Below are 16,912 nucleotides of genomic sequence, written 5' to 3'. Positions count from 1 at the left end.
GGGTTATTTGCAGACTTCTGCGATGGCTTCGGCCAGCAAATCCAGGCGCGTGGCATCAATCCCCGCCACGTTCGCGCGGCCGGTACCGACCATGTAAACGCTGTGATGATCACGCAACTGTTTAACCTGGTCAGGTGTTAATCCGGTGTAGGAAAACATCCCGCGTTGCACACCAATGTGCGCAAAGCGCTCGCGCAAACCATGAGGTTCCAGCGCCTCGACCAGACCGCTGCGCAGTTGGGCAATACGCAAGCGCATGGCTTCCACCTCGTCGGCCCAAAGGCTTTTCAGTTCTGGGTCGCCGAGGATCGTCGCCACCACGGCAGCACCGTGATCCGGCGGAGTCGACCACAAGTTGCGGGCGATATTGGCCAGTTGGCTGCGGATATCGACCAGTTTGTCAGCGGTCTTCGCGCAGACAATCAAGGCCCCCGTGCGGTCGCGGTACAGGCCGAAGTTTTTCGAGCAGGAACTGGTGATCAGCACTTCCGGCAGTTCAGCTGCGAACAACCGGGTCGACCATGCATCCTGCTCCAACCCGTCGCCGAAACCCTGGTAGGCGAAGTCAATCAGCGGCACCAGATTGCGATGGCGCACGACGTCGAGCACGCGGTGCCAATCGTCATGGGACAGATCGAAACCGGTCGGGTTGTGGCAGCAAGCGTGCAGCAAAACGACGTCACCCTCAGGTGCTTCGTTGAGCGCCGCCAGCATCGCTTCAACATCGAGACGGTTGTCGCTGCCGACATAGGGGTAATGATTAACCTTGACCCCGGCCGTGGCAAAAATGGTTTCGTGGATCGGCCAGGTCGGGTTGCTCAGCCACACGCCACGGCCCGGCAGGCACTGGGCGATGAAGTCCGCGCTCAAGCGCAACGCACCGGTGCCGCCCGGCGTCTGGGTGGCCCCGGCCCGTTGTTCGGCGATCAACGCAGAGTCGGCGCCGAGCACCAACTCATTGATGGCTTTGCCGAACGCCGGTTCGCCGTGACCGCCGATGTAGGTCTTAGTGGTCTGGCGATCCACCAGGCGCTGCTCGGCGAGCTTCACTGCCTGGGGAATCGGCGTCAGGCCGAAGGCATCCTTATAGACACCCACGCCAAGGTCGAATTTGCGCGGGTTGGGGTCCTGCGCATAGGCCTCCATCAGGCCCAGGATCGGGTCGCCGGGTACTCGACCGATGGCGTCGAAATGCATTATTTGCGGCCCTCGGCGTCCTTGGCCACTTCGTCAGTGCGCGCGGCCATGATGAAGTCGTTGCGGTGCAGGCCCTTGATCGAGTGGCTCCACCAGGTCACGGTGACTTTGCCCCACTCGGTCAACAGGCCCGGGTGGTGACCTTCAGCTTCGGAGATTTCCCCGACCGCGTTGGTGAACGCCAGCGCGTGTTTGAAGTTCTTGAACAGGAAAACCTTTTCCAGCTGCATAACGCTGTCGCGAACTTCGATGTTCCAGTCCGGGATCTGCTTGATCAGTACCGGCAACTCTTCGTCGCTGACCTGAGGGGCATCGGCGCGGCAGGCTTCGCAATGGGCTTGGTTCAATGTGGACATGATCTGTTCCTGAATTCGAATGATTGGCAATCGGCCGTCAGTGCAACCACGCTAAACCAAAGCGTCGCTTCCTGACAGGCTCACTTGATTCTAAAAGCTGCGGATCACGCGGCTTTTTTTGGCGGAAATTTAGGCGCGTGCAAACCCAGCTGCATACCTTGCTTGACCATGCCCATGATGTCTTCATGGGCGAGGTCGAACAAACGCTTGAGGTTTGGCAAGACGAAATACAACGGTTGCAGGATGTCGATGCGGTACGGCGTGCGCATGCATTCCAGCGGATCGAAGGCCTGATGCTCAGGTTCGTCCGACAGGCTGTAAACGGTTTCTTTCGGTGAGGACAGAATGCCGCCACCGTAAATGCGCTGGCCTTCTGGCGTCTCGACCAGGCCGAACTCGATGGTCATCCAGTACAAGCGCGCCAGGTACACGCGTTCCTCCTTGGAAGCCTGTAGGCCGAGTTTGCCGTAGGTGTGGGTGAATTCGGCAAACCACGGGTTGGTCAGCAGCGGGCAGTGGCCAAAGATCTCGTGGAAAATATCCGGTTCTTGCAGGTAGTCCAACTCTTCGCGGGTACGAATAAACGTCGCCACCGGAAACTGCTTGTTCGCCAGTAATTCAAAGAAGGTCTGGAAAGGAATCAGCGCGGGTACTCGGGCAACCTGCCAGCCGGTGGTTTCACCGAGGACTTTGTTGATTTCGCCGAGTTGCGGAATGCGGTCGTGGGGCAGACCGAGTTTCTCGATACCGTCCAGGTATTCCTGGCACGCACGCCCTTCGATCACTTTCAGTTGGCGAGTGATCAGCGTGTTCCACACCGCGTGTTCTTCAGCGGGGTAGTCGATAAAACCTTGCGCATCGGGCTCGCGAGCCACGTAGTGCGTCTGCTTCATGCTGCTCTCCTGCTAGGGGATTTCGTTCTTGTTATGTCCTGCTATGACTTAGGAATACCCCAATGATTGCGGCATTGCAGTAGGTGATCGACGCTCCCTGTAGGAAAGAGCCGCGAAAAACGTAAAGTTTTCGTTACGAATTGGCGACTACCGCGTAGTTGCTGAGATTCTCGGGTTTGAAAAGCGCTTTGGCTGTCACATAATCTTGACGGCCATCTGAGCGCCCCATCAGAAAAATCGGGCGCTAACCCTGTGGGAGCCAGCCTGCTGGCGATAGCGGTGTGTCATTCGACATCCACATCGCCTGATGCGACGCCATCGCCAGCAGGCTGGCTCCCACAGGTCAATCATCGTTTATCAGGTCTTTTATATGCGTATCAAAGTCCACTGCCAGAACCGCATCGGCATCCTGCGCGACATTCTCAACTTGCTCGTCGAGTACGGGATCAACGTCGCTCGTGGTGAAGTGGGTGGCGAGCATGGCAACGCGATCTACCTGCATTGCCCGAACCTGATCAACATTCAGTTCCAGGCACTGCGTCCGAAATTTGAATCGATTGCCGGGGTCTTTGGCGTCAAGCGGGTAGGGCTGATGCCCAGCGAGCGTCGGCACATGGAGCTCAATGCCTTGCTCGGCGCCCTGGAGTTTCCGGTGTTGTCGATCGACATGGGTGGCTCGATCGTCGCGGCCAACCGCGCGGCAGCGCAGTTGCTCGGGGTGCGTGTCGACGAGGTGCCGGGGATTCCCTTGTCGCGTTATGCCGAGGATTTCGATTTACCGGAGTTGGTGCGCGCCAACAAATCTCGGATCAACGGGCTGCGGGTCAAGGTCAAGGGCGACGTTTTTCTTGCCGACATCGCGCCGCTGCAATCGGAGCATGACGACAGCGAGGCCATGGCCGGCGCGGTGCTGACGCTGCATCGTGCCGACCGGGTAGGGGAGCGCATTTATAACGTGCGCAAACAGGAGTTGCGTGGGTTCGACAGCATCTTCCAGAGCTCGAAAGTCATGGCCGCGGTGGTGCGTGAAGCCCGGCGCATGGCGCCGCTGGATGCGCCGCTATTGATAGAAGGCGAAACCGGAACCGGCAAGGAATTGCTGGCGCGGGCCTGCCACCTGGCCAGCCCGCGGGGGCAGTCACCGCTGATGGCGCTCAATTGCGCCGGTCTGCCGGAGTCCATGGCCGAGACTGAATTGTTTGGCTACGGCCCGGGTGCGTTTGAAGGGGCGCGGGCGGAAGGCAAGCTCGGGCTGCTGGAGTTGACGGCGGGCGGTACGCTGTTTCTCGACGGCGTGGGAGAAATGAGTCCGCGGCTACAGGTGAAGCTGCTGCGCTTCCTGCAGGACGGTTGCTTCCGTCGTGTAGGCAGTGATGAAGAGGTCTATCTCGATGTGCGAGTGATCTGTGCCACGCAGGTCGACCTGTCGGAATTGTGCGCCCGTGGCGAGTTTCGCCAGGATTTGTATCACCGTTTGAATGTGCTTTCGCTGCACATTCCGCCACTGCGCGAATGCCTGGATGGTTTGACGCCACTGGTGGAGCATTTCCTTGATCAAGCCAGTCGGCAAATCGGTTGCCCGCTGCCGAAACTGGCGCCGGCGGCGATGGACCGGCTCAGTCACTATCACTGGCCGGGCAACGTCCGACAGTTGGAAAACGTGTTGTTCCAGGCGGTTTCGTTGTGCGAGGGCGGGACGGTCAAGGCTGAACATATTCGACTGCCAGACTATGGCGTGCGTCAGCCGCTTGGCGATTTTTCACTCGAAGGCGGACTGGATGCGATTGTCGGGCGCTTTGAAAAAGCGGTGCTGGAGCGTTTGTATTCCGAGCATCCGAGCAGTCGGCAATTGGGTAAGCGGTTGGGGGTTTCGCACACGACCATTGCCAACAAATTGCGTGAGTATGAAGTCGGCAAGAGTGAGTCTTAGCGGGCTCTTGCATTGATTTTGCTGGCCTCATCGCGGGCAAGCCCGCTCCCACAGGGATTGTCAATGGATTCAAAATCTGTGGGCACCCGACAACTCTGTGGGAGCGGGCATGCCCGCGAAGGCGTCAGCACTGTTGGCACCTGGGTCAAGCCTTGCCACATAACGGCATAACACCGCCGGTTTTTCGTCTTTGACACAATCCCTCATTCCCCTCTGAACCCCTCAAGTCCTTTGTTTGCCGGGCCCCGCGCCGCCAGAAAAAAGTTGGTCTGCAAATTGCTTATGGCTCAGCAGTACAGCGGTGGGCGGCAAACGTCCGGCATGCAGAGGAAAGAGTGTGGACAAGTACCTTTATGTGGCAATGACCGGCGCCAGCCAGAATGCACTGGCGCAGAAGGCTCATGCGAACAACCTGGCGAACATCTCCACCAACGGCTTCCAGAAAGACCTGGAGCAGGCGCGTTCGATGCCCGTGTTCGGTGACAGCTTTCCGGCGCGTGCGTTTGCGATGTCCGAACGTCCGGCCACCGACTTCTCCGCGGGCTCCCTGGTACAAACCGGCCGCGACCTCGACGTCGCGGTGCAGGGCAACGGCTGGATCGCGGTGCAGAACCCGGATGGCGGTGAGAGCTACGTGCGCACCGGCAGCCTGAACGTTGACGCGCTGGGCGTGCTGCGGGCCGGCAACGGTATGCCGGTGATGGGCAATGGCGGGCCGATTTCCGTGCCGCCCGAGCAGCAAATCGAAGTGGGTGAAGATGGCACTGTCAGCATTCGTGCGATGGGTGAAGGCCCGCGCGTGATGGCCGAAGTCGACCGCATCAAGCTGGTCAACCCGGACTTCAAGAACATGACCAAAGGCCTGGACGGTTCGATCCACACCAAGGACGGCAAGCCGGCGCAAGCCGATGCCAACGTCAAGCTGGTGTCCGGGTTCCTTGAGTCGAGCAACGTCAATGCCGTGGAAGAGATGACCTCGGTACTGGCCCTGGCCAAGCAGTTCGAGCTGCACATCAAGATGATGAACACCGCCAAAGATGACGACCAGGCCATGGCTCGGGTCTTGCAGATCAGCTAATTATCAGAACGTCGCGCCGTAAAACAGGCGCACGAGGAGAATCGAATGCTTCCGGCTCTATGGGTTGCCAAAACAGGTCTGTCCGCCCAGGACACCAACCTGACGACCATTTCCAACAACCTGGCGAACGTGTCGACCACGGGTTTCAAACGTGACCGCGCCGAGTTCCAGGACCTGCTGTACCAGATCAAACGCCAGCCTGGCGCCCAGTCGACCCAGGACAGCGAACTGCCGTCGGGTCTGCAATTGGGTACCGGTGTGCGCATTGTCGGCACCCAGAAAAATTTCAACGCCGGCAGCCTGCAAACCACCGAACAACCGTTGGACATGGCCATCGACGGTCGCGGTTTCTTCCAGATCCTGCAACCGGACGGCACCACGTCCTACACCCGTGACGGTACGTTCCACCTCGACTCCAACGGTCAGATCGTCAACGCCAGCGGTTTCGCCCTGGAACCGGCCATTGTCATCCCGAACGACGCTCAGACCTTTACGGTCGGTCGTGACGGCACCGTGTCCATCACCGTTGCCGGTAACCCGGCGTCCCAGGTGATCGGCAACCTGCAAACCGCCGACTTCATCAACCCGGCCGGCCTGCAAGCGGTGGGTAACAACCTGTTCCTGGAAACTGCCGCCAGCGGTGCGCCGCAAGTCGGCACGCCAGGCCTGGCCGGTTTCGGCACCACGCTGCAGAACACCCTGGAAACCTCCAACGTCAGCACCGTTGAAGAGATGGTCAACATGATCACCACTCAGCGCGCCTACGAGATGAACTCCAAGGTGATCTCCACCGCCGACCAGATGCTCTCGTTCGTAACGCAGAATCTGTAATCAAGTCTATGAGGCGGCCATGAGGTCGCCTGCAACACCGTGAGGTAGGGTCATGAATCGCTTTGTATCTGTCCTGGCACTGAGTGGCGTCGCCGCGCTGGCGGGTTGCGTCGGTCCGACGCCCAAGCCCAATGACCCTTACTACGCCCCGGTGTTGCCGCGTACGCCGTTGCCGGCCGCCGCGAATAATGGCTCGATCTACCAGGCCGGTTTCGAACAGAACCTGTACAGCGACCGCAAGGCGTTCCGGGTCGGTGACATCATCACCATCACCCTGAACGAAAGAACCCAAGCCAGTAAAAACGCCAACTCGCAAGTGGCCAAGAACAGCAAGGCCGGCATTGGCCTGACGTCGTTGTTCGGCGCAATCCCCAACACCAACAATCCATTGAGTGACGGGGACCTGACGCTGAATGCGAGTTACAGCGGCGACCGCGCGACCAAGGGTGACAGCAAGGCCGGTCAGGGCAACAGCCTGACCGGTTCGATCACCGTGACGGTGGCCGACGTCTTGCCCAACGGCATCATTGCTGTGCGTGGCGAGAAGTGGATGACCCTCAATACCGGTGATGAGCTGGTGCGAATCGCCGGCCTGGTCCGGGCCGATGACATCGCCACCGACAACACGGTTTCGTCAACGCGTATCGCCGATGCACGCATCACCTATTCGGGCACCGGTTCGTTTGCCGATGCGAGTCAGCCAGGCTGGTTCGACCGTTTCTTCCTCAGCCCGCTGTTCCCTTTCTAGGTGGCCACGTTGAATTTCAAAAGCCTCATGGTGGCCGCGCTTTTGCTGTCTGCGGCCTTCAACGCTCAAGCCGAGCGGCTGAAGGATATCGCCAGTATTTCCGGCGTACGTTCCAACCAATTGATCGGTTACGGCCTGGTGGTCGGGCTTAACGGCACCGGCGACCAGACGACGCAAACCCCGTTCACCCTGCAAACCTTCAACAACATGCTCTCGCAGTTCGGCATCAAGGTGCCGGCCGGTTCCGGCAACGTGCAGTTGAAGAACGTCGCGGCAGTGTCGATCAGTGCCGATTTGCCGGCCTTCGCCAAGCCGGGTCAGCAGGTGGATATCACCGTGGCCTCCATCGGTAACTCCAAGAGTCTGCGTGGCGGCACCTTGCTGCTGACGCCGCTCAAGGGTATCGACGGCAACGTCTACGCGATCGCCCAGGGCAACCTGGTGGTCGGCGGTTTTGATGCTGAAGGTCGCGACGGTTCGAAGATCACCGTCAACGTTCCGTCGGCCGGCCGCATCCCTGGTGGTGCATCGGTCGAGCGTTCGGTGCCGAGCGGTTTCAACCAGGGCAACAGCCTGACGTTGAACCTCAACCGTTCCGACTTCACCACCGCCAAGCGCATCGTCGACAAGATCAACGACCTGCTCGGCCCTGGCGTTGCCCAGGCCATCGATGGCGGTTCGATTCGCGTCAGTGCGCCACTCGATCCGAGTCAGCGCGTCGACTATTTGTCGATCATCGAGAACCTTGAAGTCGATCCGGGTCAAGCGGTGGCGAAAGTCATCATCAACTCCCGCACCGGCACCATCGTGATCGGCCAGAACGTCAAGGTGTCCCCGGCCGCCGTGACTCACGGCAGCCTGACCGTGACCATCACCGAAGACCCGATCGTCAGCCAGCCAGGCCCTCTGTCCAATGGTCAGACCGCTGTCGTGCCGCGCTCGCGGGTCAATGCTCAGCAGGAAGCCAAACCGATGTTCAAGTTCGGCCCGGGCACCACCCTCGACGAGATCGTGCGTGCGGTGAACCAGGTCGGCGCGGCGCCAGGTGACTTGATGGCAATCCTTGAAGCACTGAAACAGGCCGGCGCGTTGCAAGCCGACCTGATCGTGATCTGAGGCCGGCGACCATGGATATGTACAAGAGTGGTCTGGTCAGCAGTGCGGATTCGGGTTCCTACTCGGACCTCAACCGCCTGAACCAGCTCAAGGTCGGCGACAAGAACAGTGACGAAAACCTGCGCAAAGTGGCGCAGGAGTTCGAGTCGCTGTTTCTCGGTGAAATGCTCAAGTCCATGCGCAAGGCGACCGACACGCTGGGTGAGGGTAATCCGCTCAACACTCCGGCAGCCAAGCAGTACCAGGAAATGTACGACCAGCAGCTGGCCGTTTCCATGTCCCGCGAAGGCGGTGGTATTGGTCTGGCGGACGTGCTGATGCGGCAGATGTCGAAGAACAAACCACTGGCGCCGGGCGAAGCGGCAACGCTGTCGGCGGCCAAGCAGGAAGCGGCCAAAGCGGCGGCGCAGACGCCGATAGCTGCCGGCACGACCGCCACCAATGGGCCGCTGTCGCGAGTCAATGGCCAGCGTCCGTTGTGGGCTTCGCGCTCGATCAGCGCTCCACAGGCGGCAGGCGAGGGTGCTCATCGCAACGACATGGCGCTGATCAATCAGCGGCGCCTGGCGTTGCCACCGAAGCTGGCTGATCGTTTGCTGGCAGGCCTGGTGCCTTCGGCGACGACGACCGCCGCGAAGCTCCCCGGCACTCGATTGCCCGAGCGCACTGTGCCGACCGGATCGGGGCCTTTGTTCAATGGTGACTGGCTGGCCACTGCGCAAGCGGCATCGAGCGCCGGCTTGCAGATTCATGGGCGAGCCATCGCTCAGATACCGTTGGCGCCCGCGAAAAAAGCCTTCAGTTCTGCCGACCAGTTCGTCAACACCATGTTGCCGATGGCCAAGGAAGCCGCCGAGCGCATCGGCGTCGATCCGCGTTACCTGGTGGCTCAGGCGGCGCTGGAAACTGGCTGGGGCAAATCGGTCATGCGCGCCCAGGATGGCAGCAGCAGCCACAACCTGTTCGGCATCAAGGCCAGCAGCAACTGGACGGGCAATTCGGCACGGGCGATCACCAGCGAATTCAGGAATGGCGCGATGGTCAAGGAGACGGCCGAGTTCCGTTCCTACGACTCTTACAAGGACAGCTTCCATGACCTTGTGACTTTGTTGCAAACCAACAATCGCTATCAAGATGTCGTGAAGTCGGCCGATAACCCAGAACAGTTTGTACGCGAGTTGCAAAAGGCCGGTTACGCAACCGACCCCGACTACGCGAGCAAGATTTCGCAGATAGCCAAGCAGATGACGAGTTACCAGAACTACGCTGCGGCGGGCGTTTCCACCACGCCTTTATAGGCACAAGGATTAAGGTCGAACCATGAGTTTGCTCAATATCGGGATGTCGGGTCTGGCCGCTGGCCAATCCTCGTTGATGACCACCGGCAACAACATTGCCAACGTCGACACCGCCGGGTACTCCCGCCAGCAAACAGTGCAGGGCACCAAGGCCTCGCAGCAGTTCGGCAATGTCTTCATCGGCACCGGCACGACCCTGGCCGATGTGCGTCGCGTGTACAACAGCTACCTCGATGCGCAGTTGCAGACCACCACTTCGCTCAACAGCGATTCGGCCGCCTACCTGAATCAGGTCACGCCGCTGGACAAATTGCTCTCTGACACCAGCACGGGTCTGAACGGCGCACTGACCAAGTTCTTTGCCTCGGTGCAGAACGTCAATGCCAAGCCGGGTGACGATGCTTCCCGCCAGTTGTTGCTGAGCGACGCTCAGGCCTTGAGCAACCGTTTCAACTCGATGTCCAAACAGCTGACCGAGCAGAATGCCAATATCAACGGCAACCTGACGAACATGGCCGATCAGGTCAACAAGCTGGCCGCTACCGTGGCGCAGTTGAATCAGAAGATCTCCGAGGTTTCCAACTCCGGTGGCATGCCCAACGATCTGCTTGATGCGCGTAACGAAACCGTGCGTCAGCTGTCCACCTTCACCGGCGCGCAGGTCGTTGAGCGTGAAGGCAGTCTCGACATTTATCTGGGCAGCGGTCAGCCGCTGGTCATGGGTAACACGGCCAGTAAACTTGAAGTGGTACCGGGCAAAGACGATCCGGGCCGCTTGTCGCTGCAACTCAATCGTGGTTCGAGCACCATTGATATCACCGCGATCATGACTGGCGGCGAGATCGGCGGGCTGCTGCGTTATCGCAGCACCGTGCTGGACCCGGCCATGAACGAATTGGGCCGTGTGGCCCTGGTCGTCGCCGACCAGATGAACAGTCTCCAGGCCCAGGGCATCGACAAGAACGGTGACTTCGGTTCGAACCTGTTCAACAATATCAATTCGGCCAAGCTGGTCTCTGAACGCAGCGTCGCCAGCCTGAACAACGGGGGCGCCGGCAACTTTGATGTGAGCATCAAGGACACCGGCAAGCTGACCATCAACGATTACAAGGTCACGTTCACCACCGCCACCGATTACACCGTTCAGCGCCTGCCGGACAACACGCCCATGGGCTCTTTCAGCACGGCGCCGCCGGCCACGGCCGCGGTCATCGACGGCGTCGAGCTGAAGTTCAATGCGGCTTCTGCCACGGCGGGCGACTCCTTCAGGATCACCCCGACCCGCGATGCGGCGGCGAACATCAAGACCGAGATGACCGACTCCAAGCGTCTGGCCATCGCGGCACCGCTGGGCGCGGCTATTGCAGCGAGCGGCAGTGGCAGCGGCACCCTGACGATCCCGGCCAGCGGTCAACCGACCCTGACGACCAAATTCGATATCTACGACGCGGTGACCGCCACCGCGATGCAGAACGGCCTGAAAAACTCCACACCGACCAAGCTGGTATTTGGTGCGGTGTCCGCCGACGGCACCAGCCAGGCCTACCAGTTCCTGGATGCCAATGGCGGTTTGATCAGCGGCGGCACCATCAAGCCAGGTGAGAGCAACACCCTGAACCTGAGCATTCCGCTCAAGGATGCCACGGGTGCGCCGATCCCGCCTGCGCCTGCCACTCAGTACACCGCGACCTTCAGCATGACCTTCGCTGGCGCGCCGAGCAGCGGCGCGGCCATCAACGTCTCGCTCAGTCAGCCTGGCAGCCTGGACAACCGTAACGGCACCGCTCTGGCCGGCTTGCAGACCGCGCAGACCGTGGATACCGGTTCGGCCAGCAAAGGCATTTCCCTGAACGACGCTTACGGCAAACTGGTCGAGGGCGTGGGTTCCAAAGCTGCACAGGGCAAGCTCGACAGTGCGGCGACGGGCGCCATCCTGGCGAATGCCAAGGGCGCGCGCGATTCGCTCTCGGGTGTCGACCTCGATGAGGAAACCGGCAACCTGGTCAAGTATCAGCAGTACTACACCGCGTCTTCGCAGATCATCAAGGCTGCGCAGGCAATTTTCAGCACACTGATCAACAGTCTTTAAGGAGTCGTAGCCCATGCGCATTTCTACCGCCCAGTTTTACGAGTCCTCGGCTGCCAACTATTCGAAGAACTTCGCCAACGTGGTCAAGAGCAGCGAAGAGGCGAGCAGCCTGGTTCGCGTCAACACCGCCGCCGATGATCCCGTCGGTGCCTCGCGCCTGCTTCAATTAGGTCAGCAGGCTTCGATGCTCGATCAGTTCTCGAACAACATGACGACGATCAAAGCCACGCTGGGTCAGACTGAAGCGGTCATGACCAGCATCGGCAACGTGCTGCAACGCGCCAAGGAACTGGCCCTGGGTGCCGGCAACGCCGGTTATACCGATGCCGACCGCCAGGCCAACGCTTCGGAGCTCAGCCAGATCGAAGAGCAGCTGTTGAGCCTGATGAACACCAAGGACGAAAACGGCAAATACATTTTCTCCGGTTCCAAGGGCGATACCGTTCCGTTCTCGCGCAATACCGACGGCACCTACAGCTATAACGGTGATCAGGTCACGCTGGACCTGCCGATTGGCGACACCCAGTCGATGGCCACCAACAGCACCGGTTGGGCTGTGTTCCAGCAAGCCATCAACACCAGTCGCACGCAGACCACAATGACTTCGCCTGCACCGCTCGTCGATGGCGGTCGCGTGGTGCTTTCCAATGGTCAGGTAGGTTCCGACGTGACCTACAACGCCAAATTCCGCAGTGGCGAGCCTTACACCGTGAATGTCCTCAGCCCTACGCAACTGGAAATTCGCGATTCGCTGGGTAATGACGTCACGTCCGAGGCTACTGGCAATGGCGCGTTCAGCTCCTCCGGTGGTGCTGCCACACAGACGATCAATTTCCGTGGCGTTGACCTGAAGTTGAACATCAACATGAAGGCTGGCGACGTTCCGGCAACCGTGTTTCCGGCGCCTCCGTCCCCCAATGCCTACAGCTTCACCCTGGCGGCCAAGCCGGACAGCTTCAATGCGTCCCGTGCTCCGGGCAACGTGTCTAGCGAAGTCGTCACCAACACCAGCATTACCAACAGTGCCGCCTACCACGCCAGCTTTCCGGAGGGCGAGGCGATTCTCAAGTTCACCAGCCCTACGGCTTTCGAGTTGTACGCCGCGCCTCTGACCGCCAACAGCAAGCCGGTTTCCAGTGGTGTTCTGGCGGGCAACGTCGCCACCGCATCGGGTGTTGCCTTTACGCTGAGCGGCGCGCCGGCACCGACGATGCTTGCCGGTGACCAGTTCTCCGTCACGGTCAACACTCACCAGACGCAGAACATTCTGGACACCGTCAGCCAGCTGAAAACCGCGCTGTCGACGCCGACCAACAACGATCCGCTGGCCATCCAAAAGCTCAACGCAGCCATCGGTTCGGGCATCGGCAACCTTGCCAGCGGCATGGACCAGTTGACCTCCAGCATCAGCTCGGTGGGTGGTCGCGGTGCGTCGCTGACGACCCAGACCGATATCAACCAGAGCCTGGTGCAGGCCAACACGCAGACCCAGGGGGCGATCCGTGATTCGGACCCGGCCACGGTGATGACCCGCCTGACCTTGCAGCAAACCATGCTGCAGGCCTCGCAACTGGCGTTCAGCAAAATCGCTCAGTTGGGGCTGTTCAACAAAGTCTGAGTCAAAGCCTCCGCGCCGTTGGTGTGGAGGTTAAGGCACCGAGTGCAAACCGTCTTTTTTCAGCGGTTCAGGGTTGCTCTACTCGTTCCAGAGTGAGCGCCCGCCGCTCGCGAGTTCCCCCGCCGTGAAACCAACGCCTCTTGTCAGCATCGCCATTCCCGCCTACAACCCGCTGTACTTTCAGGCGGCGCTGCAAAGTGCTCTGAATCAGACTTATGCGTCGCTTGAAGTGATCGTATGTGACGACAGCGACAGCGACGAAATCCATGAGCTGGTCCAGGCTTGCACGGTGCCGAAAACCGTGACGTTGCGTTATGTGCGCAATGACCAACACCTGGGGTTCAAGGGGAATCTGATGGCCTGCGCCGAGCAGGCAACCGGCGAGTATCTCAAGCTTCTCTGTGATGACGATCAGCTGCTGCCTGAGAGTATTGCTCGTCAGGTGCAGGGTTTCATTGGTCATGACGACGTGAATCTGGTGATTGCCCAGCGTCAGTATTGCGACGGCGATTACTTGCTGCTTCCCGAGCGTCTGGAGAACTCCAGCTTTTCCTCGGGGGATACGCTGTTCAAGGGTGAAGATTTGCTGGATGTGCTGGAAAGCACGGCCATCAACTTCCTCAGTAATCTGAGTGGCGCCCTGATGCGTACTCATCAGGTGCTGGAGTATCTGCCGGCATTGACCCAGATTGGCGAAGGCTTCGTCGCCCGTCTCGATTTCGCCTTGTTCGTCTGCCTGTTGCGTCGTGGCAATCTGGCGGTAATGGGGCAGGTGCTCAGTTTCGAACGCTTGCACCCGGCGCGTATGAGCAATCAATTGGAGGTCCAGCAGGCGGTGGCGGTCGAGCTCGGCTGGCTGACCCAGATGCTGGCGGTGCGCAGCGGCGAGCCGGCACCTGCGCCAGGGCACGTTCGTTACATCGATCTGGCCAGCGCCGCCCTCGGTGAGCCGTATGCCTGGGAGGAAATGCCCCTGAGTCGTTCTCTGGGCTTTTCCGCGACCCTGATCCGTTCGCGGGTGGGTGAAAACTGTGACAGCTTCGCTGATGTGTATCAGCAATGGCTGGCCTGTCGCACCCTCAACCCGGCCCAGCAGCGCCTGTTGCCCACGCGCCTTGCCTCCTGGGCATGGCAGCCGCGGATTGTGCCGGTGGTGATTGATGCCGACGCGGACGAAGCGGCACTCGGCGTCACACTGGAAAGCATCGAACGGCAGGTCTATGCCGCCGAAACGGTTTTGGTGCTCAGCGGTGAAAATCGTGCCAGCGCTCTTGCTGGTAACGTGATTCGTGTGACCTTGCAAGGCGACGGACTTGAGCAGCTCAATGGCCTGTTGATGCAGGCGGACAGTGCGGACTGGTTCTATCTTCTGCGGGCCGGTGATCGCCTGAATGAACTGGCCTTGCTGCTTTTGGCCGAGCGGATGGTCGAGAGTGCCGACGCTCTGTGCATCTACAGCGATGAAGGTGGCTTGCGCAATGACCTGTCGGTCGAGCCGATCTTCAAGTCCGATTTCAATCTGGACCTGTTGCGCAGTTATCCCTATATCGGGCGGACACTGGCGATTCAGCGCCAGCGCTTTGTGGATGCCGGTGGATTCGACCCGGATTTCACCGAGCTAGGTCCTCATGACCTGGTCTGGCGTCTCGTTGAAAACCACGGCGCGCATGTCGTGGAGCACGTCGCCCAAGTGCTGGTCGAGTCCTCGTTCGGCCTGTCGCAATGGCTCGCGCTGCCGCAGGTGGTCGAACAAAACGCTCGTGTACTGACTGCGCACCTTGATCGCATCGGCGCTGCACACCAGGTCCGCGAAGGCAGCGTGCCGCTGATCAATCGAATTGACTACCGGCATGGCGTTCAGCCGCTGGTGTCCATCGTTGTCGTGATGCGGGACCGGCTCGGCCCGCTTCAGCGCTGCATCGAAAGCGTGCTTGAGCACACGGCGTATGCTCACTACGAATTGTTGATCGTGGACAACGCCAGCACCTCGATCGAAGCGCGGGACTGGCTCGCCGCCATGTCGCAAATGGGTGGCGAAAAATTGCGCGTGCTGCACTGCGATTACGCCGATAACCCGGCTGCGGCGCAGAACTTCGCGGTTGCTCAGGTTCGCGGCGAGTATGTGCTGTTGCTCAGTCCGGACAGCCTGATCGTCAACCGCGACTGGCTAGACGAATTGTTGAATCACGGATTGCGTCCGGAGGTGGGGGTTGTTGGTGGCCGGATGGTCAACCCTCAGGGGCGTATTGAAGGTTCGGCCCTGGTGCTGGGGATGCGCGGCCCTGTCGGCGTGCCTTGGCGCGGGGAGGTGATGACCACCCCGGGGTATATGCAGCGCCAGCAGGCGGTGCAGAATTTGAGCGCTGTGAGCACCGAGTGCCTGCTGGTCCGCAAGCAGGTGTTCGATGAGCTTCAGGGGTTTGACGAGCAGGCCTTTTCCCAACGGCTCGGCGGCCCTGACTTCTGTCTGCGTGTTCGGCAGAAGGGGTATCTGGTGGTCTGGACGCCGTATGCCGAGTCGGTCCACGTGGCTGCCGAGACGGAGAGCGGGCCGGTGGTGTCAACGCTGGTGGCTGAGCACAAGCTGTTTTATCAGCGCTGGCTGCCGATCATCGCCAGAGATCCGGCGTACAACGTCAACCTGAGCCTCAACACCAATAATTTCAGTCTTGAACCTGGTTTCAAGAACGATTGGAATCCGTTCGCCCGCCACATGCTGCCACGGGTTCTGGCAATCCCGATCAACGAGACCGCTGTAGGGCATTACCGTGTCACCCAGCCATTTCTCGAGCTGGAGGCTGCGGGGCAAGTGCTCGGTAATCTTTCGTTCCATACGCCTTCGGACATTGAGCTGGAACGTCAGTCGCCCGACGTCATCATTCTGCAAGGGCGCTACAGTGACAGTGCGGTGAATGAAGTCGAGCGGGTCAGGAACAGTTCGCGGGCCTTCCGGATCTTCGAGCTTGATGACTATGTCATCGACGTGCCGAAGAAAAATGCTCACGTGCGCAAGTCCATCGTTGGCGTTGAGCAGATCGTGCGGCGTGCGATCGGGCTGTGTGACCGGGTGGTGGTGTCGACCCAGCCGCTGGCCGATGCGCTCAAAGGTATGCATGACGATATTCGCGTGGTGCCGAACATGCTCGCTCCGCATCTGTGGACCGGCCTGAGCAGTCAGCGACGCACGTCGCGCAAACCGAGGGTCGGCTGGGGCGGTGGGACCAGCCATGATGGGGATCTGGCGATCATTGCCGATGTCGTTCGCTTGCTGGCGGATGAAGTCGAATGGGTGTTTTTCGGCATGTGCCCGCCAGCACTCAAGCCCTACGTGCATGAATTTCATCCGGCCGTCGGTCTGCAGGCTTACCCGGCCAAACTGGCCAGCCTGAACCTTGATCTGGCGTTGGCGCCGTTGGAGTTTCACATCTTCAACGACTGCAAGAGCAACTTGCGCCTGCTGGAATATGGCGCGTGCGGGTACCCGGTGATCTGTACCGACACCGAGGCTTATCGGGGTTATCTGCCGTGTACCAAGGTGGTGAGCAACGGTACCGAGGAATGGCTTGAGGCGATTCGTATGCACCTGGCTGACCCGGACGCGAGTTACCGCATGGGTGACGCGTTACGCGAAGAAGTGCTGCGCGACTATATGCTGCGAGGCAACAACCTGAATTATTGGGCTGAGGGTTGGTTGCCGAACTGACCGCTGTGATCGGGTGTATATCCGCTTTTGCGGCAACGGATATACACCCAAAGCC

Annotated in this window: 12 protein-coding genes; 9 read left to right on the top strand and 3 right to left on the bottom strand. The window is 60.0% G+C overall.

The features are described 5' to 3' along the window. Positions 1-3: 3 nt before the first annotated feature. From Q7W83_RS19230 to phhA, 3 genes are all read right to left on the bottom strand, one after another. Positions 4-1,197 carry an amino acid aminotransferase gene (locus Q7W83_RS19230; RefSeq protein WP_150630269.1) on the bottom strand — a complete coding sequence of 398 codons (1,194 nt, stop codon included), beginning with the start codon at positions 1,195-1,197 and terminating at the stop codon, positions 4-6. Continuing rightward, complete coding sequence (locus Q7W83_RS19225) at positions 1,197-1,553, bottom strand: 4a-hydroxytetrahydrobiopterin dehydratase (protein ID WP_008030478.1); 357 nt, start codon at positions 1,551-1,553, stop codon at positions 1,197-1,199. The genes Q7W83_RS19230 and Q7W83_RS19225 overlap by 1 nt, the downstream gene beginning before the upstream one ends. A gap of 104 nt (positions 1,554-1,657) precedes the next feature. Continuing rightward, a complete protein-coding gene (phhA, locus tag Q7W83_RS19220; protein WP_150637671.1) occupies positions 1,658-2,446 on the bottom strand; it encodes a phenylalanine 4-monooxygenase in 789 nt (262 codons plus the stop codon). A 370-nt stretch (positions 2,447-2,816) separates the two neighbouring features. On the opposite strand from phhA, the gene Q7W83_RS19215 reads away from it, so the two are divergent. The 9 genes from Q7W83_RS19215 (at position 2,817) to Q7W83_RS19175 (ending at position 16,857) form a co-directional block, all read left to right on the top strand. Further along, entirely contained in the window at positions 2,817-4,376 is a 1,560-nt protein-coding gene (locus Q7W83_RS19215) for a sigma-54-dependent transcriptional regulator (RefSeq protein ID WP_150637673.1), read from the top strand. Between the two features lie 337 nt (positions 4,377-4,713). Further along, positions 4,714-5,454 carry a flagellar basal body rod protein FlgF gene (locus Q7W83_RS19210; RefSeq protein ID WP_008030482.1) on the top strand — a complete coding sequence of 247 codons (741 nt, stop codon included), beginning with the start codon at positions 4,714-4,716 and terminating at the stop codon, positions 5,452-5,454. 45 nt (positions 5,455-5,499) lie between these two features. Further along, entirely contained in the window at positions 5,500-6,285 is a 786-nt protein-coding gene (gene flgG / locus Q7W83_RS19205) for a flagellar basal-body rod protein FlgG (RefSeq protein ID WP_008030483.1), read from the top strand. Positions 6,286-6,337: 52 nt separating this feature from the next. Continuing rightward, positions 6,338-7,033, top strand: coding sequence for a flagellar basal body L-ring protein FlgH (gene flgH, locus Q7W83_RS19200; protein ID WP_150630264.1), 696 nt, complete (start codon positions 6,338-6,340; stop codon positions 7,031-7,033). Between the two features lie 27 nt (positions 7,034-7,060). Beyond that, positions 7,061-8,149, top strand: a complete 1,089-nt coding sequence (locus tag Q7W83_RS19195) for a flagellar basal body P-ring protein FlgI (protein WP_191623643.1) — start codon at positions 7,061-7,063, stop codon at positions 8,147-8,149. A gap of 11 nt (positions 8,150-8,160) precedes the next feature. Then, positions 8,161-9,447 (top strand): flagellar assembly peptidoglycan hydrolase FlgJ, encoded by a 1,287-nt coding sequence (gene flgJ, locus Q7W83_RS19190; protein ID WP_150637675.1) that lies wholly within the window; start codon positions 8,161-8,163, stop codon positions 9,445-9,447. Between the two features lie 22 nt (positions 9,448-9,469). Beyond that, complete coding sequence (gene flgK / locus Q7W83_RS19185) at positions 9,470-11,536, top strand: flagellar hook-associated protein FlgK (RefSeq protein ID WP_473656518.1); 2,067 nt, start codon at positions 9,470-9,472, stop codon at positions 11,534-11,536. 13 nt (positions 11,537-11,549) lie between these two features. Next, entirely contained in the window at positions 11,550-13,154 is a 1,605-nt protein-coding gene (locus Q7W83_RS19180; protein ID WP_150630260.1) for a flagellar hook-associated protein 3, read from the top strand. Positions 13,155-13,278: 124 nt separating this feature from the next. Beyond that, a complete protein-coding gene (locus Q7W83_RS19175; RefSeq protein ID WP_150653810.1) occupies positions 13,279-16,857 on the top strand; it encodes a glycosyltransferase in 3,579 nt (1,192 codons plus the stop codon). Positions 16,858-16,912 lie beyond the last annotated feature (55 nt).

Source organism: Pseudomonas sp. 300, from assembly GCF_055803035.1.
This window is presented reverse-complemented; position numbering and strand designations above follow the sequence as displayed.